The organism is Microbulbifer sp. VAAF005 (genome assembly GCF_030012985.1).
Lineage (GTDB): Bacteria > Pseudomonadota > Gammaproteobacteria > Pseudomonadales > Cellvibrionaceae > Microbulbifer.
On sequence record NZ_CP120233.1, the window covers coordinates 4,499,321 to 4,518,858 of the forward strand.

The 19,538-nt window shown below is 47.4% G+C and carries 20 protein-coding genes; 13 read left to right on the top strand and 7 right to left on the bottom strand.

The features are described from left to right. Window positions 1-81: 81 nt before the first annotated feature. The 5 genes from nhaA (at window position 82) to P0078_RS20250 (ending at window position 4,740) form a co-directional block, all read left to right on the top strand. Window positions 82-1,557 carry a Na+/H+ antiporter NhaA gene (gene nhaA, locus P0078_RS20230; RefSeq protein WP_282931697.1) on the top strand — a complete coding sequence of 492 codons (1,476 nt, stop codon included), beginning with the start codon at window positions 82-84 and terminating at the stop codon, window positions 1,555-1,557. A gap of 103 nt (window positions 1,558-1,660) precedes the next feature. Next, entirely contained in the window at window positions 1,661-3,037 is a 1,377-nt protein-coding gene (locus tag P0078_RS20235) for a hypothetical protein (protein ID WP_282931698.1), read from the top strand. A gap of 2 nt (window positions 3,038-3,039) precedes the next feature. Further along, a complete protein-coding gene (locus tag P0078_RS20240) occupies window positions 3,040-3,420 on the top strand; it encodes an MmcQ/YjbR family DNA-binding protein (RefSeq protein WP_282931699.1) in 381 nt (126 codons plus the stop codon). A gap of 45 nt (window positions 3,421-3,465) precedes the next feature. Continuing rightward, window positions 3,466-4,320, top strand: coding sequence for a thioredoxin (gene trxA / locus P0078_RS20245; protein ID WP_282931700.1), 855 nt, complete (start codon window positions 3,466-3,468; stop codon window positions 4,318-4,320). Between the two features lie 72 nt (window positions 4,321-4,392). Then, window positions 4,393-4,740 carry a YqfO family protein gene (locus P0078_RS20250; RefSeq protein WP_282931701.1) on the top strand — a complete coding sequence of 116 codons (348 nt, stop codon included), beginning with the start codon at window positions 4,393-4,395 and terminating at the stop codon, window positions 4,738-4,740. On the opposite strand, the gene P0078_RS20255 is transcribed toward P0078_RS20250, so the two are convergent. Further along, a complete protein-coding gene (locus P0078_RS20255) occupies window positions 4,737-5,276 on the bottom strand; it encodes a DUF4124 domain-containing protein (protein WP_282931702.1) in 540 nt (179 codons plus the stop codon). The genes P0078_RS20250 and P0078_RS20255 overlap by 4 nt on opposite strands. A gap of 40 nt (window positions 5,277-5,316) precedes the next feature. Next, on the bottom strand, window positions 5,317-5,856 hold the full coding sequence (locus P0078_RS20260) for an NUDIX hydrolase (RefSeq protein ID WP_282931703.1): 540 nt from the start codon (window positions 5,854-5,856) through the stop codon (window positions 5,317-5,319). A 69-nt stretch (window positions 5,857-5,925) separates the two neighbouring features. On the opposite strand from P0078_RS20260, the gene P0078_RS20265 reads away from it, so the two are divergent. The 3 genes from P0078_RS20265 (at window position 5,926) to P0078_RS20275 (ending at window position 11,179) form a co-directional block, all read left to right on the top strand. Further along, window positions 5,926-7,248: an efflux RND transporter periplasmic adaptor subunit gene (locus P0078_RS20265; RefSeq protein ID WP_282931704.1), complete on the top strand. Its 1,323-nt coding sequence runs from the start codon at window positions 5,926-5,928 to the stop codon at window positions 7,246-7,248. A 12-nt stretch (window positions 7,249-7,260) separates the two neighbouring features. Further along, window positions 7,261-10,434, top strand: a complete 3,174-nt coding sequence (locus P0078_RS20270; RefSeq protein ID WP_282931705.1) for an efflux RND transporter permease subunit — start codon at window positions 7,261-7,263, stop codon at window positions 10,432-10,434. A 133-nt stretch (window positions 10,435-10,567) separates the two neighbouring features. Beyond that, a complete protein-coding gene (locus P0078_RS20275; protein ID WP_282931706.1) occupies window positions 10,568-11,179 on the top strand; it encodes an NUDIX hydrolase in 612 nt (203 codons plus the stop codon). 28 nt (window positions 11,180-11,207) lie between these two features. On the opposite strand, the gene P0078_RS20280 is transcribed toward P0078_RS20275, so the two are convergent. Next, window positions 11,208-11,522: a nuclear transport factor 2 family protein gene (locus P0078_RS20280; protein WP_282931707.1), complete on the bottom strand. Its 315-nt coding sequence runs from the start codon at window positions 11,520-11,522 to the stop codon at window positions 11,208-11,210. Further along, entirely contained in the window at window positions 11,441-11,722 is a 282-nt protein-coding gene (locus P0078_RS20285; protein ID WP_282931708.1) for a nuclear transport factor 2 family protein, read from the bottom strand. Before P0078_RS20285 ends, P0078_RS20280 begins: the two co-directional genes overlap by 82 nt. Window positions 11,723-12,105: 383 nt before the next feature. Between P0078_RS20285 and P0078_RS20290 the strand changes: the two genes are divergently transcribed. Further along, window positions 12,106-12,399 (top strand): hypothetical protein, encoded by a 294-nt coding sequence (locus P0078_RS20290; protein WP_282931709.1) that lies wholly within the window; start codon window positions 12,106-12,108, stop codon window positions 12,397-12,399. A 383-nt stretch (window positions 12,400-12,782) separates the two neighbouring features. On the opposite strand, the gene P0078_RS20295 is transcribed toward P0078_RS20290, so the two are convergent. Continuing rightward, window positions 12,783-13,667, bottom strand: a complete 885-nt coding sequence (locus tag P0078_RS20295) for a LysR family transcriptional regulator (RefSeq protein ID WP_282931710.1) — start codon at window positions 13,665-13,667, stop codon at window positions 12,783-12,785. A gap of 111 nt (window positions 13,668-13,778) precedes the next feature. On the opposite strand from P0078_RS20295, the gene P0078_RS20300 reads away from it, so the two are divergent. The 3 genes from P0078_RS20300 to P0078_RS20310 are packed head-to-tail and all read left to right on the top strand — an operon-like array spanning window position 13,779 to window position 15,077. Then, on the top strand, window positions 13,779-14,156 hold the full coding sequence (locus tag P0078_RS20300) for a Cif family virulence factor (protein WP_282931711.1): 378 nt from the start codon (window positions 13,779-13,781) through the stop codon (window positions 14,154-14,156). Between the two features lie 11 nt (window positions 14,157-14,167). Beyond that, complete coding sequence (locus P0078_RS20305) at window positions 14,168-14,728, top strand: alpha/beta hydrolase (RefSeq protein ID WP_282931712.1); 561 nt, start codon at window positions 14,168-14,170, stop codon at window positions 14,726-14,728. After that, window positions 14,706-15,077, top strand: a complete 372-nt coding sequence (locus tag P0078_RS20310) for a hypothetical protein (RefSeq protein ID WP_282931713.1) — start codon at window positions 14,706-14,708, stop codon at window positions 15,075-15,077. The genes P0078_RS20305 and P0078_RS20310 overlap by 23 nt, the downstream gene beginning before the upstream one ends. Here the strand turns inward: P0078_RS20310 and P0078_RS20315 are convergent. Both P0078_RS20315 and P0078_RS20320 read right to left on the bottom strand, forming a co-directional pair. Beyond that, complete coding sequence (locus tag P0078_RS20315) at window positions 15,054-15,368, bottom strand: hypothetical protein (protein ID WP_282931714.1); 315 nt, start codon at window positions 15,366-15,368, stop codon at window positions 15,054-15,056. The genes P0078_RS20310 and P0078_RS20315 overlap by 24 nt on opposite strands. Window positions 15,369-15,468: 100 nt before the next feature. Continuing rightward, window positions 15,469-16,074: a response regulator transcription factor gene (locus P0078_RS20320; RefSeq protein WP_282931715.1), complete on the bottom strand. Its 606-nt coding sequence runs from the start codon at window positions 16,072-16,074 to the stop codon at window positions 15,469-15,471. A 1,045-nt stretch (window positions 16,075-17,119) separates the two neighbouring features. Between P0078_RS20320 and P0078_RS20325 the strand changes: the two genes are divergently transcribed. After that, window positions 17,120-19,447, top strand: a complete 2,328-nt coding sequence (locus tag P0078_RS20325; protein WP_282931716.1) for a sensor histidine kinase — start codon at window positions 17,120-17,122, stop codon at window positions 19,445-19,447. Window positions 19,448-19,538: the final 91 nt, after the last annotated feature.

A 19,538-nucleotide genomic window follows, 5' to 3' on the forward strand; every position in this document is an offset into this window, starting at 1 on the left:
ATGCTAACCTCTGGCTCCAGCAGGTAGAAGTGCGGCTCCGCAAATTGTGGGACTAATCTTTAGTAAGGAGGATGTTAGCTGATGGCAAAAAGCGTTCTGGATAAGTTCAAAATTCGCAAGGGAAAGGTCTTTGAGGCGCCACTTGAGGGTGCCTTTGGGCGCTTGGTTACTCCCTTTGAAGAATTTATCCATCGCCAAAGTAGCAGTGGTATTTTGTTGATGCTATCTGCTCTGGCGGCGTTGGTTATTGCCAACTCTCCTTTGCAGGAGGCTTACAAGCACCTGTTGCATATGCCCATCAGCCTCAGCGCGGGAAACTGGGAATTCTCTCTCTCCTTACACCACTGGATCAACGATGGCTTGATGGCGATCTTTTTCTTTCTGGTGGGATTGGAATTAAAGCGCGAATTTATGGTGGGAGAGCTGTCCGACCTTCGCCAGGCTGTACTTCCGGTGATGGCGGCAATTGGCGGAATGGTGGTGCCGGCACTTATTTACGCTTCTTTTAATGCGGATAGTGGTGCAGAACGCGGCTGGGGCATTCCCATGGCCACGGATATAGCATTTGCTGTCGGCTGTATTGCTCTTTTGGGGAATCGGGTGCCTCGTGCGGTGGTTACTTTCCTGGTTGCGCTAGCCATTGTGGATGATTTGGGCGCAATTTTAGTGATTGCAATCTGGTATACCGAACAGGTGAATATCACTGCGTTGATTGCGGCGGGTTGCCTGGTAGTGATTATGTGGCTGCTAAAAGCGGCAGGGGTTCGCAGTTCTCCGGCCTATGTATTTGTCGGTGTGCTGCTCTGGTATGAGTTCTACCTGGCGGGGGTACATGCGACTATTGCGGGGGTGATTACGGCAATGGCACTGCCGGCCAAACCCAAATATGACCCGGTGGCCTTTAGTACCTTTGTAAAGGATATTATTCGCAGCTTTGACCGCTGTTTCCGTCCAGGCGATAAGATTATTGCTAACGATGCGTTGCGCGCCCGAGTGATGGCGCTGGGAAATGGCGTCAACCTGGCGCAATCGCCGCTACAGCGTATGGAAACCCGCCTGCACACACCGGTGGGTTTCGTCATAATCCCTATTTTTGCATTGGCTAACGCCGGTATTCCCTTTAGTAGTTTTACCAGTTCTTCGGCAGTGATAAACCCTGTCACCCTAGGGGTCATTTCCGGCTTGGTTGTGGGCAAGCTGGTGGGTATCGTTGGCGCCACCTGGATTGGCTGGAAGCTTGGCTGGGGCAAGTTGCCTAAGTCCGCCAATTTCCAACATATTGTCGGTGTTGCACTCCTTGGCGGGATTGGCTTCACTATGTCGATCTTCATTGCCGAGCTGGCCTTTAGCTCTGAATATGAGCTGTTGATCCAAGCTAAAGCGGGTATCCTACTGGCATCAGTAATTGCTGGAGTGGCGGGGTTCCTGGTATTGCGCAAAGCTCCGGTGGCCGATGAGTTTGAAGTTCATGGGGAGGGGGAGCCCCTGGATGAAGGTGGCAGCGATAGCCTTGGGGAAGGGAAAGACGTAGAACAGCAGCCCAGTCGCCAGGGTTAAGTTGTTTTAGCGTTCCTGATGTCACTGCGTCTCGGTCCTGGAGGGGCCTGATTCCATTAGTTTCCAGTTCCCATTGTTAATGTACGTGAGAGAAATAAGAATTATGTATTTGAGAACACTGGCACAGGCGCTATCAGTGCTGGCTATTTCCCTTCTGCTCGGGGCTTGTGATGGCCAAACTACAGCTAATAAAAAAGCCGATTCTGAAGTCGGGGTTGATAACCAATCGACTACAACCAATCCCAAATCCGATAATGGAGATAGTGCGATGGATAGTCTGGCCCAGGCTTATGTCCTTCTAGTACTTGAACTGGGAAATTATGACGACAGCTATGTCGATGCCTATTACGGTCCGGCTGAATTGCGTGAAACTGCCACCAAGAGTAAGGCGAGCGCTGCAGATATTGCCCGGCGCGGTGAATCTTTACTGGCAGAGCTGCTAGCGGTAATCGACGGCGATGGTTCTATCGAAAACCTGCGTATGCATTACCTGAAGACACAGTTGCGGGCCCTGGTGTTCCATGCTCGTAGTCTGGCAGGAGAGAGCCCGAGAAGCTTCGCCAATGAAGCTCGAACCCTCTACGACACCGAGCCCCCGCAGCAGGATTTGGAAAGTTTTGAACCCATGCTGGAGGAGTTGGAAGCATTACTCCCAGGTGAGCAGCCCTTAAGTGAGAGGGTAGCCAGCTTCCGCAAAGCTTATGAAATTCCTGCCGATCGCCTTCAGGCCGTATTTGATGCCGCTATTAAAGAATGTCGCGCGCGCACTAAGCAGTATGTTTCGCTCCCGGCGGATGAGAGTTTTGTTCTGGAGTATGTCAGCGACAAACCCTGGAGTGGCTACAACTGGTATAAGGGGCGTTCGCACAGTCTTATACAGGTGAATAATGGCCTGCCTATTACGATAGATAGGGCTATTGACCTGGGCTGTCACGAAGGGTATCCGGGGCATCACACTTATAACGCGCTGTTGGAGCAAACTCTGGTCAAGGAACGGGGTTGGGCAGAGTACAGCGTTTACCCGCTTTTCAGTCCACAGTCATTGATTGCCGAGGGAAGTGCAAACTACGGGATTGAGCTGACTTTCCCCGGTGAGGAGAAAACCCGTTTTGAAATGGAAGTTCTCTACCCCCTAGCTGGCCTGGATCCGAAAACGGCGGAAAAGTATGAGCAGGTAATGGCCCTGGTAGATAAGTTGGGTTTTGCCGGCAATGAGATTGCCCGCCAGTATATCGACGGGGAAATTGAGGGCGCGCAGGTACCTGCGTTGTTTGAGAAATATACCTTGATGAGCCCCGCCAAGGCGGCACAGCGGAAGGATTTTGTAGATGCCTACGGCGCCTACGTAATTAATTACAATTGGGGTAAGACACTGGTTGCTGATTATGTAGAGCAGGGCAGTCAAAATAATGAAGAGCGCTGGCAGCGCTTTACCCGTTTGTTATCCTCGCCGCGCCTGCCGTCATCCCTGGATTGGTAATCATGCAGAAAGGCACTTTGAGAGAGTATTTACTATCGCGACCGGAAGCTATCGAGGATTTTCCTTTTGGCCCGGATGTAGCGGTATTTAAGATTAAGGGGCGCATGTTTGCTACCTTAAGCTGTTACCGCGGGGTGGACGCCAGTAATCTTAAGTGCGATCCCGATGAAGCCCAGGCCTTAAGGGACATCTTTTCCGGTGTTATCCCGGGTTACCATATGAACAAGAAACACTGGAATACGGTGTTGTTGGATGGCACAGTGCCGGATTATGAGATTGAGCGAATGGTAGATCGCTCATATGGCCTGGTGGTTAAGGGGCTTCGCAAGCTTGAGCGGGAGTCCCTGGAACTGGCCTATGGAGCGGAGCTGCTCTACCGTTAGAGGCCCCTGAGAATAGAAATACCCAGATTTAGTCTAGGAGAGGATGTGAACGAATTTATTGTCGATGTAACGGCAGAGAACGCCCAGCAAATTCTGATTGAAGAGTCCATGAAGCGCCCGGTAGTGGTGGACTTTTGGGCCGATTGGTGTGAGCCGTGCAAGCAGTTGATGCCGGTGTTGGAAAAACTGGCCAATGAGTATAGCGGTCAGTTTTTATTGGCGAAGGTCAATGCAGATACCGAGCAAATGCTGGCGGGTCAGCTGGGTGTACGCAGCTTGCCCACGGTAATGGTTTTAAAAGATGGCCAGCCGGTAGATGGCTTTGCCGGTGTGCAGCCAGAGACACAGATTCGTGAGATGCTGGATAAGTATCTGCCAAAACCCTGGGACATAAAGTTGCAGCAGGCACAGGCGTTAATCGGTGAAGATAAAGTGGCGGAAGCCCTGCCTTTGTTGCGTCAGGCTTATACGGAATCGTCTGAACGCACTGATATCGCCAAACAACTGGCTGCTATCTTGCTCGACCAAAACCGTGCCCAGGAAGCGGAGACTGTGCTCAGTAAAATTCTGCTGGCAGATCAGGACGCGGAATACCAGCAGCTGATGGCTCAATTGGAGCTGAAGCAACAGGCAGCGGAAACTCCAGAAATTCAGGCTCTGCAAAAGGCGCTGGAAGAAAACCCTGCGGATAGCGATTCTGCTTATCAATTGGCCGTGCAGTACAGCCAAGCCAACCGCCATGAAGAAGCACTGCAATTATTGCTGGATATTTTGCGTAAAGACATGGGCTTTGCCGATGGTGCTGCCAAGCAGACGTTCCTGGATATTGTAAAAAGTTTGGGTGCTGGCGACCCTGTTGCCACTCAATACCAGCGCAAGTTAATGACTATGATGTTTTAAAAATACTCTGCCGGTAAACAAAGGGGCCCAAGAGGCCTCTTTGTTTTTTGGGGGAGAGAAGGACGATTATTTATGTATAAGCTCTGTGTTTATATTCCCGAGTCTCACCTGGAAGCGGTAAAGCAAGCGCTATTTTCCGTGGGGGCTGGGCGTATTGGCGACTACGATAGTTGTTGTTGGCAAGTCCTGGGAGAGGGGCAGTTCAGGCCGCTGGATGGGAGTCAGCCATTTATTGGTCAGTCGGGACAGGTCGAGACTGTGATGGAATACCGTGTGGAGATGGTCTGTGCCGATGAGCTGGTGGATGCTGCTCTCAATGCAATGCGAGCAGCCCACCCCTATGAAGAACCGGCGTTTGACCTCTGGCGATTGGATGATCGCTGCAGTAGTGCCGGCTTAAATAAAGCAGAGGCCTCTTAAAGGCTATCGAGTACCTTTTGTCGTTCGTGGCTTTTTTGCTCGATCGCTTTCGCATCTTCCAGTAATTTTGAAACGCTGGTGTGGTGGGTCGGCAGTTTATTTTCGGCGGGGCTACTGTCTTCAACGATCGAGTCAGAACTCAAGTCAATAGGGTCATTGGCGGTGACTGTATTTAGAGGCTTGACGCGGTGAATACGCACGTGTGAATCCAACCCCTCCGGTACGGTGTCTGAGAAGTGCCAGTTCCCATCTTTATCTTTCCAGGTAAAAACCTCAGATGTTTGCTTGGTAGAATCCCCTTGAGGCACAAGCCCACTGGAAGTTGCCAGCTCTTCAATTTTTGAAACCGATTCCTGGGTGGTTTCGCGCACACTTTGCATAGCTCGCTCACCGGTTTCGCGAATCGCTGAAATATCCGGTTTTTGTGGCAGCCAGTCGGAGGGTGACATGATGGGTTTGCCATCTGGGCCCGGTAAAATCATTGGCAGGACAATGCCTACCAGTAATAAAGCACCGAGCATTGAGAAGTATTTCATGCAAACATCCTTTTAATGCAGGGTCATTAACTAAAGTGGCTCACAGCTTGCGATTGATGACGCCACGATGCAGCTGGTACTGGCCGATACGCGTGTCATCGAAGTAATGCTCCAGAGTACGGTGCATGATAGGAAACGCGATTTCTTTCCAGGGAATTTCATCTTCGCGAAATAGCTCCACCTCAAGAGATTCTGGCCCGGGCCCGAAATTCATATCGGTCAATTCCCCCCGGTACATCATATAAACCTGATTGATGTGAGGAATATCATAAATGGAGTAGAGATCGTCCACACGAATACTGGCCCGGGCTTCTTCCCAAGATTCCCGTAAGGCGCCTTCTTCACTTGTCTCACCACTCTCCATAAATCCGGCAGGTAGGGTCCAAAGCCCCAAGCGCGGTTGTATAGCGCGCTTGCACAACATTACTTTATTGTCGACGTAGGGGAGGACCCCGACAATAACACGGGGGTTAATGTAATAAATGGCGCCGCAATCGCCACAGGTGTGGCGGGGGCGGTCATCGCCCTTGGGAATGGAAAGTGTTACGGCGTTACTGCCGCATTGGCTGCAAAATTTCATGGCGTCAGTATACCCATGCAAGATTTGAGCGCCAGCTTCCCGACCGGTTGACGCCTATAGTTGTTAGTGATGTTGAAGTATAAAGGCGGTATCTACCCTGCGATGGCGCGTTTTTTTCTGCTCGGACTAGCGCTCCTTGTCCTTTGCGCCTGTGGCGGTAAAGGCGAAGAGGAAAAGGCGCCACCTCCCCCGCCAGTAGAAGTACTGGTTGTTAGGGAGGAGCCTGTTATCCCCCGCTTTGAATTCGTCGGACGGGTAGAGGCAACTGATGAATATCAAGTCCGCCCACGAGTACAAGGGTATATCCAGAGCCGCAATTTTACCGAGGGGGAAACCGTCCAGAAAGGGCAGTTACTGTTTGAAATTGACCCGCGCCCTTTTATTGCCGAACTGGCGAATCAGCGCGCTACTCTGGAACAATCCCAAGCCTCCCTGAGAGTTGCTGAGCGGAACTTCCACCGTGGCCGCCGTTTGGTGGCCACTGGGGCTATCAGCCAGGTACAGATGGATGAGCTTGAAGGCAATTTTGAGGAAGCGGAATCCCAAGTCGATGCCAATCGCGCCAAAGTGCAAAGCGCTGAGCTGGATCTTTCTTATACCAAAGTTTACGCGCCACTCACTGGAAGAATCGGGCGTACAGAATTTCCAGTGGGTTCCCTGGTAGGGCCAAGCACCGATCCCCTGGCCACCATCGTAAAAATGGATCCCATTTATGTGCTCTTTGAAGTGCCAGAAGAGCAACTTTATGCGGTGCAGGTGGATTCCCAGAGGCGACAGCGAGAGGGTTTAAGTCCCACTCGCCTGGATGTCCGCATTGAGTTACCCGACGGCAATTACTACCCCCATAAGGGCAAAATCGTATTTATCGATAATCAGATCGATCCCAATACCGGATCGGTAGCGGTGCGCTCCCTGTTTCCCAATCCAGGCCAACTATTAGTACAGGGCCAGTTTGCCCGAGTTTCCATAAGCGTCTACACCGGCAATGACGCCCTGAGGCCGCTGGTACCCCAGTCAGCGGTCATGGAGGATATGCAGGGCCGTTACGTCTTTGTTTTGGGCAAAGATAATATTGCGGAGAAGCGCTACCTGACCTTGGGGCAGAGGGAAGGGGAGTTGTGGGCTGTAGATCGCGGGCTTGTCGCCGGTGAATCTGTAATCGTTAATGGTTTGCAGAGGGTTGTCGCAGGAAAGCCGGTGACGCCGCAAAACACCCCTAGAAACCCCTACGATGTTGAAGCACCACCAGCCCCTCCCGCCGAGCAAAGTAGTAGTTCTGCGGCGAAATCTGGCTCTACAGACAGTCAAGGGGAGAGAGAGCTACCGGTAACTGATGGGGAGGCGGCGCCAGCAAGCCCTGAATCTGAGGGGCATGACGATGACTACAAATAGCTGTCGCTGCCCATGATTAGCGCCTTTTGTATCCGGCGGCCACGATTCGCCTTTGTTATTTCCATATTGATCACCCTCGCAGGGATACTCTCCTTGCCACAATTACCGGTGTCGCAATTCCCTGAAATAACGCCACCGACCATCAATGTCGCCGCCACGTTTGCCGGTGCCAGCGCTGAAGTAGTGCGCGATAGTGTGGCTGTGCCGATTGAGTCGCAAGTTAATGGTGTGGAGGGCATGGATTATATGTCTTCCACCAGTGGCAATGATGGCTCCTACAGTCTCACAGTGACATTCAAGCCTGGCTACGACGATGACATCGCCCAGGTTAATGTTCAGAACCGGGTGGAGCAGGCCACTCCCCAGCTACCTGAGGATGTGAAAAGGGATGGGGTGGTAGTTTCCAAGCAGAGCACCACGCTGTTACTAGTAGTCAATTTGTTTTCCCCAGATGAAAAGTTTGATGAATTATTTCTGGCAAACTACGCCGAGATTTATTTAAAAGATGAATTGGCGCGGGTGCTGGGGGTGAGCAGTGTTGTTATTTTTGGCTCGCGCAATTACGCCATGCGCCTTTGGCTCGACCCCAACCGAATGGCCTCGTTAGATGTCACCGCCCAGGATGTTATCTCTGCGGTGCAGGCACAGAACGTAGAGGTAGCTGCCGGTCAGATCGGGGCGCCACCGATCCGCCAAGATCAGCAGTTCCAATACAATATTTTGGTGCAGGGGCGCTTGGTATCTCCCAGTGAGTTTGAGGACATCACCATCCGCGCCAAGCCCGATGGTGCCATGGTAAAAGTCAAGGATGTGGCGAGGGTGGAGCTGGGAAGTGAATCTTACTCTTCCTATGGGCAATTGGATAACCAGGCTTCAGCAGTGATAGGGGTGTACCAGCTGCCCGAGGCAAATGCGATCGAAGTGGCCGATGGCATAAAGGCCAAGGTTGCTGAGCTGTCGAAGCGCTTCCCAGATGGGCTGGAAGCGGAGATTCTCTACGACACCACATTATTCGTAGAGGCCTCAATTAAAGAGGTTGTGGAAACACTGATTATTGCCCTGATATTGGTAATACTGGTGGTTTTTTTGTTTCTGCAGGATTGGCGCTCTACGCTGGTACCAGCCATTGCTATTCCCGTATCCCTGATAGGCACCTTTGCCTTAATGCTGGCATTTGGGATGACGATTAACACCATCACATTGTTTGCCTTAATCCTGGCGATAGGCATAGTGGTAGATGATGCGATTATCGTGGTGGAAAACACCCAGCGGTTAATGGCTGATGGCCTCCCGCCAAAGGAAGCCGCGCTGGAATCGATGCGTGAAGTTACCGGCCCCGTTATTGCTACTACCCTTGTTTTGTTTGCAGTTTTTGTCCCGGTAATGTTAATGCCGGGAATTACGGGGAAAATGTATCAGCAGTTTGCTGTCACCATTTCAATGGCGGTGGCCATTTCCTCCCTGAATGCACTGACATTAAGTCCGGCCCTCTGTGCCAGTTTGTTAAAGCCGAGCAAAGACGGGGAAGTAGCCGGTATTAAAGAGACCGGTATTTTTGGTTTCTTTAATAAAGCTCTGCATATTTCTACAAGTTTTTATGTGGGAATGGTGAGGACTTGTATCAAAATACCGCTTATCGGTATTGCCTCAATTATTCTGATTTTATTATTCTGTTATTTACTCTTTACCCGAATTCCTACCGGTTTTATTCCCGATGAAGATCAGGGCACGTTTATGTTACACGTGCAGTTGCCAGATGGATCTTCCCTGGAGCGAACCGGACCCATTGTCAATCAAGTGACCGATGTTCTAATGGAAGAGCCAGGTATGGCTCATGTGGTTGGAGTGCCCGGTTACAACCTGCTTACCAGCAGTGTTTCTTCCAATACCGCAATGATGTTTGCTGTGTTAAAACCCTGGGATGACCGCACGAACAGAGAAGATAGCCAGTTTGCCATTATGGATCGGGTACAGAAAAAGTTATCTGCAATTCCCGATGCGCAAGTGCTGCCGTTTGTCATTCCACCACTACCGGGTATTGGCACTGTTGGTGGATTTGAATTTGTACTCGAAGATCTACAGGGGCGCAGTATTACTGAATTGTCACAGGTCTTGTTTGACCTGCTGGGCAATGCCAATCAGCGCAGTGAAATCTCCCAGGCCTTTACCAGTTTTCAGGCCGCCACACCGCAGCTGGAATTAAAGGTGGATAAAGAGAAATCACATGTGCTTGGGGTCCCGCTGCCAGATGTGTATTTAACGTTGCAAACCTTTTTGGGTGGCTATTACATCAATGACTTTAACCTATATGGAAAGGTCTTTCGTGTAATCGCTCAGGCCGATGCACAATTTCGCGATAAAGAGGAAAATCTGGCTGGTTTTTATGTTCGTGCCAATAGTGGCGGTTTAGTACCGCTGACTTCGATCTCAACTATTACTCCGGTGGTCGCGCCACAAACAATAACCCGTTACAACTTATATAACAGCGTCACCATTAATGGGTCACCGGCACCGGGGTATTCCAGTGGCCAGGCAATGGATGCGATGGAAGACTTGGCATCAAAGTTGCCAGAAGGTTATGGATACGAGTGGACGGGCATCAGTTTACAGGAGGTGACTGCGGGTAATCTGGCCCCAATCCTGTTCTCTTTGGCCGTGATATTTGTCTACTTGTTTTTGGTCGCCCAATATGAGAGCTGGACTATCCCCTTTGCGGTGATGTTGTGTGTCCCCATTGCGATTGGTGGCGCAATGTTTACGGTATTTATCGCAGGGTCTATCAACAATCTCTATACGCAGATCGGCTTGGTATTACTGATTGGGATGGCAGCAAAGAGTGCGATTCTGATAGTAGAGTTTGCCTGCGTGGAACGCGATAAGGGTCAGTCTATTGCGGATGCGGCTCTGTCGGCCACACGCCTGCGATTCCGCGCGGTTTTAATGACGGCCATGTCCTTTATTTTAGGGGTAATTCCACTACTGGTCGCCACCGGTGCCGGCGCAGTAAGCCGGGTTTCCCTGGGGCTGGTGGTCTTTGGTGGGATGTTGGCTGCGAGTCTCTTCGCCACTTTACTAGTGCCTGTGTATTACGCCTTGGTGCAAACGGTGCGGGAAAAGCTGAAAGGGGGCTATACCCCCAAAATTGATGAGGATAAGACCGCGAATGGTGGGTCTGAATCCACCTGAGTCAAGCTGTTGATTGTGTGGTAGGGTGGTAAGTCACAAATGGATATTGTGGCATATCGCTCAGTGTTACTGCTGAAAACCGGTATGATGAATGTTAAGGAGCCTCGTAGCAGTCGGGGTAGGACACAGATTTATGCTAGAGATCATTGAACAGAAAATCGTAGGGCAAATTGAAGATTTGGAAGCGCGGGTTCCAGTAGGCCCGGATCTCCACGGGCATGCGGCAGTATTGATTGCACTTACTGATGAACCCGATCCCCAGGTTATTCTTACTAAGCGCTCAGCAAATCTCTCTACACACTCCGGTGAAGTCTCACTGCCAGGAGGCCGCTGGGATGCTACCGACCCATCACTTCAATTTACCGCCTTGCGTGAAGCAGAAGAGGAAGTCAGTCTGCCTATGGATGATGTGCGTATACTCGGCCCCCTTTGGCCACGCACTACTCGTTGGCAGGTACATGTTACCCCTTGGTTGGGAATAATTTCTCCGGAAATTCACCTGTCCCCAAACCCTGGAGAATTGGATGCAGTATTTCGAGTTCCTTTGTCATTTTTTCTGGCGGACCCACGTATTCGCACTGATCGGATTATTATTGATAATCAGGCGATTTATCTGCCGGCCTACAGATATGAAGGTTATGAAATCTGGGGCTTTACAGCAGGTGTCATAACCGAATTTTTAGTGAAAATACTGGGGGCATCAATTGGCCGCCGTGATGATGTGCCGTTGCGTGCACTCAATTAGCTCGGCTTACTATATAAGATTTGGATTTTTATTTGTTTGGGGGCTCAGGTATCGGCTCACCCAAGTCATCCCAAGCATCCAGTAGTTTTTGTATGATTTTTCCAGCATCAGGGTCGGCGTTGAGGATGGGAAATTCCGGGTCTTCAGGTAGTTTAACCTCTTCTCCTCGTCGACATTCGATTAACCAGTTGTTATCGATTTTTACGAACTTATCCCGGTATTCTCCTACGGCACCAATACGATAGCCGGATCGTGTTGCTATTACTTGTAGAGTCGCTGCTTTCCCTGAAGCGGACTGCCCATCTTTAGAAATGGAATATAGGGGGAGCTTGTGATGTGCCAACTTCCCAACTTGCTGTGAATAGTTGCGTAGCGCTCTAGTTTCTCCCTTCCCCGAATCATAATATTGCCACGTTCAAATCGACCATCGGGTGTAAATAATGATGCCCAGCCTCGGGCATCATTATTGTCGATAGTTAGTGTGTAACGGGCGAGTAGATCACTAATCGCAAATCGGTCTTTGAATAATTGTAAATTATCCATTCCCCTGCCCCTTTTGTTGTCACAAGTGGATACTAATGAGAATAGCTTCTATAGCTGAAATTGTAAGTGCATTTTCCTGGCCTGTGATCAGTGCCAATGTAATTCAAAGCTAATCACAAATTGTTTGGTTGTTTTTGAGGGAAGAATAGAAATGTTTACTTGTGTAAAGCGAGGTGCACAACCCCGTTAAATCCTTTGTCGTTTGGTGACTATTTCAGGATTTTAACCAGTGGCGGGATTTATTTGAGACATAAGTACTAGATATACTGTAAGTTTCTTATATTCTTATTTTTTCTTATTGTATACGTTATTGGGTTGTTTGAATGAGATCTCTCTCTTTTTTCTGTGTGTTGCTGGGAATCGGATTAATCCAGGCTTGTGCAATGTCTACGGTACCCCCTAAGTATCAAGGGCAATGGGCTGGAACCCAGGAATCCTGTAAGGCCTCTTCTGCAGATAATTTGATGACTCTGGCGGACAATCGAGTTCTGTTTACTGAATCATCAGGGCAATTGATGTCGGCTAGCCAGAATGATGGCAACCTTCACCTGGTATTTGATATGCAAGGCGAAGGGGAGCAGTGGAAATCAGAGGAAGTCTACTCTCTGACTTCAGGAGGAAACGTATTGGTGCGTTACACTCAAGATTCCACATTTAAGTATTTTCGCTGCAATTAATGATATTGAATGTTGCGATAATTAGCTTAAAAAAGGTAAGGGGAGCTATTACTAGAGTTTCTTCTCCTCAAACTTAGGAGACTTTGAATAATTCCTTGATGCCTCTGGTTTCCAGGACGGTTCACAATCAAGTTGCGGCCTCGCAGAAATGTCTAGACCTTTCAAGAAGTCGCAACTCAGAGTGTGGACCGCTCTGAAAACCCCGTAAGGCGAGCCTTGAAGGCCGCGGGCATTACAGCTGCGAAAAGCTCTCTCTCACTTCCATCTTTGTGCTCATGCAGATAAGTTGTAGGCTATACCCGATAATAGAAGTGTCGCCTCCAAAAGCTATAAATATAGCTCTATTGAGCTGAATAACTCTGTGAATAAGCTCTTTTTTACTGTTAATTATTAGCTAAAGATTTTAATTGGGTCTTAATGGCTTTGATAAATTTTTGTACCTTTGCCGGCGGTCTTTTTGAAAATAGATGCATATAATGAATAGGCGCAGCGGCGACAGGTGCTATCGGACAAAGAGCTCCGTTATCAACTCTTTTTCGGGCGGCAATATCAGGTAGCTGGGCAACACCTAAACCGGCTTCAGTTAACTGCATGATGTCGTGCAGGGAGTTGCAGCGTATGTTGGGTCTGACTTTTACTTGAACGCCATTTTTAAATTCATATTTTAATGGTGTGCCCTGCCAATCATTGGCAATATGTGTCCAGTTTTGTAACTCGGTAAGGTCTTCAGGAGTGCCGGACTGCTTCTCGATTAGCTGAGGGCTGGCGTATAGACTTTCACCCAATAAGCCAATCTTTGCAACTTTGGCGGATTGAAGTTCAAGATTGCCTACACGAATGGCCAAATCCACCTGGGATTCAATCAAGTCCATGGGGGAATCATTGGCTAATAGTCTAATTTTCAATTGCGGGTATTGTTCGGCCAGTCTGATGATTGCTGGAACAATCACTGACTCACACAGTGCGTGGGGAGCTGTCACAGATAGTGAACCCGCCAATTTATCGCTATTATTCTTAAGGCCTGCTAATGCTGAGTTATATATATCCTTAATCTCTTGGCAGTGGGCGTAAAACTCTGATCCAGCTTCAGTAAGGGAGAGAGAGCGGGTGCTGCGATAAAGCAACCGTGTGCCAATATCTGACTCCAACCGGGTTACGGCTTGGCTTACTGCTGATTTGGTGCGCTCCAGCCGATCGGCTGCGAGGGTGAAGCTACGTGCCTCAACTACCGCTAGGAATACCTGCATATCTTCCAGGTTTGGCTTCATTGTTTAATTTTCCTAAACACTAATATCAATCAATAGGTATTTATCACAGCTGGTGCCATGAGGCAATCTATACGCATAAGGTCGTTACCTATAGCAGAAGAGGATTTTGAAATGAGCGACATTCTGATTGAGAAAACAAAAGCCGCCAGTGAACAGTGGAAGTCTTACTTTAATAGTGGCAATGCCGCAGGCTGTGCATCTATGTATGAAGAGCTGGCTCAGATGACCGCCAAACCCTTTGGTCTGTTTGAGGGACGGAAGGATATACAAACCTTCTGGCAAAACTTGATTGATCAAGGTTTCGCCGATGTGAGTTATATAGGCGCAAAGATTGAAGTAGTGGACGAAACCTCAACTGTACTTTCAAGTAATTGGAAAATGAACAATGCACAAGGGGTCATTACACGCGAACTTTGGGTTCTGCAGGAAGACGGTACTATGCTGCTACGTGATGATCAATTTGAAGCTATAAATCCTAGTGAGAATTAAGGGTATTAGCCATGAGTGAATTTTGGTATAGCTTTACCCGCGAGAAAACCGACGAGCAATATAACCCTACACTGTGGACACGACGTCTCCCCACAGATCTTCTACTGCCGTCTCATGCTGAGTTTACCGGGAGCCGTAGCTCTACTTATCGCAGAGCGATTAAGGATGGTTTACAAACTGTCAGTTTTGGGGAAGGTGACTTTGAGGGCTCGATGGATGTTTTCAGGCCAGATGAAGTCTCAGAAAATGCTCCGGTTGTAATCTATATTCACGGTGGCTGGTGGCAGTGGTTTTCAAAAGAGCAGTTTTCTTTTCTGGCCGAGCCTTTTAATAAAGAAGGTTTTGCGGTTTATATGCCGGGTTATCGTATGGCTCCGGATTGGGAAAATGATGCTCCTATGGAGTCTATTGTCACGCAGATGCAGTGGGCAGTAGCAAGCGTGCTGAATGAGGCCGAGGCAAAAGGGGCTCCATCTGTTCATTTAGTGGGGCATTCTGCGGGGGCAGCTGGTAGCTTTGTTGCACCAAACGGACTGGAGCCAATTTGGTGTGTCAGTATCAGCCCAAAGTAAGTTTAAGGGCGCGTTTTCTCTTGCTGGGCTTTTTGATATCCGGCCACTGGTAGACAGCTTTGTGAACGATGCCATCCATATGTCGATGGAGTCTGCTGAAAAAGTTAGCCCCCAATTGTTAGAGTCTAGTGTCGACGCAACAGCATGCCCTTTACACTTAATAGTACCTGAATTTGATACTCCAGAATTTTTCCGGCAGACCAAGGAGTATCAAGAGAAAATGCTAAAAATGGGTAACCCCTGTTATTTCAAATTAGCGAATAATCGGGATCATCTTGATCTGATTGAAAAGTTGATCGATGACCGAGATGAAGTTCTAACTTATTTACTGGAGCATATGAAAGGTTAGCGACGATTTGCTATCTTTTGTTCCCGGTAGGGTTTCACTGATGTTTTTCTGTTTTATGACTGCCATAGTCGCATTGCTGAAAGCACTGGTGTGATGCCCTACTGGTGCCTCATTAGGTGAGGCCTCTCCCCCTACTTGCTCGAGTATCACTGTGCGCCTGTTTTGGTAGATCCCTACCGGATTGGCACCAAGATCGATGGTTTTCCCTCCAGATTCCCCTAACGAGTATTGTCGAAAATCCGGATAGTGCAGGGGGCTCGGCCCAGATGTGGCATTACCTTTGGCTTGCATTAGGCCTTTACATTTTTCCAGAACTCTGCTTTATGATACAGAACGACCCCGTGCAGAATCCTTTAGTGGAGAAGGAATATTCTCTTCATTTAGAGGTAGATCAATCTAGAATAAAGCCTAATTGGCGAGCTTTCAGGACTGTCTGTGTTCGATTGTTACAGCTAAACAGTGTTAGTAAATCTGAAACATATTCTCTGACGGTGGAGGGGGAGATGTTGAGCTGAGTCGCTATTTCTTTGTTTGACAGGCCGAGAGAAAGAAGCTCTAGCGTAGTAATCTGTCGAGGAGAAAGTGTTGGAGAGCTGGAATTACTTGGCCCCTCTATAATGACTACTTCACCTTCCATAAAACTATTCAACGCCTTAATTATCGTAGTTTTAGAGCTTGCTTTTGAAATAAAACCATCAGCACCCAATAGTAGCATCTGTTGAATACTAGCTTGTTGATCAATAGTAGAAATGACAACCAGAGGCAGAGCCGGGTATCGGCTTTTTATTTCTTTAAGGCCTTTGAGTCCACTGGTTCCAGGAATATGAATGTCCAACAGGATCAGGCTGATATCGTTGTGACTTGCTAAGGCGGTTATGGCCGCAGGGAAGTCATCCACCTTGATAACCTGGATATTGGGAAAGGCCTCGTGCAATATAAAGCACAATGCATCCCGGTAGAGTTCGTGATCTTCGACTATAAGTACTTTAAAAGTCATTCACCTAGCTCTTTCTACTTTTATCAACCTACCGCTTTTCATGGGATAGAATGATTCATGGTTATAGAATAAACTCTTGGGGCACCTCAAGGATACTAGAGTTTCCAGATGTTCTATCTTAGAGCTAGAGGACAGTCAATATTTTTGGCTTGGAATAGGATTTTCATGATTAACAACATTCTTAGTTTGGTTAATAAGTACGATTGGTACTTATGAGCTATTACCCACTGAACGAGAATGAACGATACCAGATCTACAGCCTGAGAAAAGCCGAACAATCTCAGAAAGTAATAACAGAACTGTTGAAAAGGTATTCCTCAGCGAATGGTCTAGTACAAGCACACCGGCTAGCTTATTTTTGGTATCAGAGAGTGTATAAGATGCGGAAAGCAATAGATGGTGTGCTGCAACGAATAGATACACTAACTCAGAAAGAGTTAAGCCCCCAGCAACTAGTAGGCGATTTAAAGAGATATAAGGACGTATTGTTACACTGCAACACAATCCATCCGCTGATTTATTCAGATTGGGAAAATAGCGAAGACTTTGTACAAATTTGAGAATTACATCAAAATCCTATCGCAATCGCTATGGTAAGTGCGACTGGGAAGATGGTACCGTGATAGGTAAGGGACGTAGTGGGATGTTGCTGACAATATTTGAGGAGAAGTTGTTATTTACTCTTTTGTTAAATTAAAAGGTAAATGGTTGGAATTGTTGGCTAAAGCAGCGATTACCCATATGGTACGTTTTAAGTTCGGAGTTTATAAAACGATAGTAAAAGGCTTAGAAGCCAATAACTTTCTCCCCCATTTATACTCATCTTGGGGAGGAGGGGGCCATGAGAACGCTAGTGATTGTATTCGACAGCATTCGTCAAGGAAAACGGATTTTAGTAGCGTGAAAAATGAGCAGTTCCGATTAGCCAAGTGGTCCCAAATATACTTCATATCTACTTTTCCATCCTCTTCTCTTAAGATGGTAGCTCACCTCTCATCAATTTAGTTTCGCATCAAATTATTTAGCAGTTTCTTTCGGAGGTAGTGTGACTCGCAAGGTATTGTGTCCACCTACAAATAAACTTAATCTATTCCTGACCATATTCTTGGTAGTATTGGTGATGGGGCTTAGCTCTTCCCAAGTAAAGAGGCAATATTCCGCGGAGCACACGGCTAAATTCTTCTCGCCTATCAAGTTAACTAAACCTGATACTCGCTACAGATTGGGTTCCCTCAATCATTCCTCCGATTTCATCGTCGCTTCAGAAGGTCTGTTATTGGAAAATGCTCCGGATCTTGTTCCCCAGGGGCAAGCATTTGGTCAGACCCCCGACTTTGAGCAACACGACCGATTCTGGCTGTACGCTAACATTGTCAATTATTCAGAAAATAGTGACTGGGTATTACACATCAGAAATTTCGATTTCCAGCAATTTAGGGTATTGATCAGGGGAAGAGATGGTCAGGTTGTTCACACTCTAAGAGACGCTGACTTTCTTGACTCTACTGACATCAGCACTATCGGTCGGGCAGTAAATATTGAGCTACAAAAGGGTGAATCCTATTTATTGGTTATTGAGTTGAACGCTAAATTTACTACTGGCTATCCATACTTGGCGTTGATGGGGGAGCATCAATACAAGCTCTGGAACCTGCAGATGGATTATACATTTAAAATAATGATCGGCATTATTCTTGGATTCATCCTGCTTGGCTTTCTTTGCTGGCTACTAATGGCAGAAATGACCTTCTTTTGGGGGTCTCTCTCTTCTCTCTTAATGCTGATCTATTACATTGAATTTAGCTGTATGCCAGCTATTTTGTGGCAATCAACTTATGAAAAAGCAACACTGTTTTGGTTGTTGGTTTCTTCGTCACTGTTATCTCTATTGGCATTTTCTGCAAGCTTCTTGCAAATCAAACGTAGTTCTGGAATATGGAATTGTGCGTTTGTGGTGGCGGTCCTGACAACAGTGTCTGTTGCAGTAGCTAGTACCATGATTTCATTTAAAGAAAGTACATTTCTATATATCTTCAATTCAATATTTGTTTGGCTGCTTATTCTAAGTTCTGGTATTTCCAAGGCCCGCAATGATGGTCATTATTACACGATTTATATTTGTGGGTGGCCTTTGCTGATAATGTTTATTTTGGAAATAACATTAGTTGTTGATCGGCCTTCCAATTCTATTGAGGAAGTCAATGAACATTATGAAATGATTCAAGTTCTCTATGTTCAGATTTTGCATATGCTTATACAGGCGATTGCACTAATACTGCGTATAAAAGCTCTATATATGGAAAAGCTGAAAATGGAAAAGCTTAATCACGAAAAGTCCCGTTTCATTGCGCAGAGCAGTCACGACTTGAGCCAGCCACTCTATTCAATGGGTATTTTTCTGGAGCACCTGAACCCACACGTTCATGGTGTGGATGGAAAAATGATGTTTGAACAGCTGAAGAATACACACCACCAGTTGAGTGAATCTTTTCATTCCATTATTGATTTATGCAAACTAGAATACGGGGGTATAATACCTGAACTTAAGTCAATACAACTGACAAATCTGTTCTCCCAACTTCAGAATGAGATGCGGATTTTAGCGGAAGCGAAATCCATTCGATTGAAGTTTCAGCCATGCTCCCTGCAGGTCCTAAGCGATCCAATACTGCTAGAAAGGATGCTGCGTAATTTGATTACCAATGCGATCAAATATACGGACGAAGGTAAGGTCGTTATTGGCTGCCGGCGGCAAGGCAAAAATGTTGTTATTCATGTTACTGATACCGGATGTGGCATTGACAATGAAGATCTGAAGCGAATCTTTGAGATTTATCAACGGTCAGGTAGAAACTCATTGGATTCTAGTGGTTCTGGTATCGGCCTATCCATTGTCAAACTTATTTCTGAATTGTTGAATCACCCTGTGGAAATTAAATCTATCCCCGGAAGTGGAAGTGATTTTACGATTTGCGTGCCTAGACTTGAACATGTTTCGCTGAAGCATGAAAAGGAAACTGAGCCAAAAGAGGACCTACCTGTAGTTGCGTTGGTTTTTCAAGATGATGACCTTAAGGATACGCTTTCTCATTGTTTGCAAAAGTGGCGCTGTCCAGTATTGACATTTACTTCGGTAGAGGATGTTTGTCAATCCAACGCCCCCCTCTCCATATTGCTGTGTGAATATGCCACTCTCAAAAATTCGTCTCTATCTTCAGATGAGGCAAGTGCACTGGCTCAGGAAATCTTGGCAGCCTGCACCTGTGACTCTGATACTAATTTGCCGGACAATTGGATTACCCTGTCTCCGACTGCCCCACCAGCTCAGTTACGTGCTTTATTGAATGCGGCAATAAGGTGTCGCCAAGGATAACTTTTAATTTGTAATGGATTGATAGGCTAAAGGTAATCCGAGGGAAGATGTTATCAAGTGAATTGTTTATCATGCTGCAAGATGATTTACT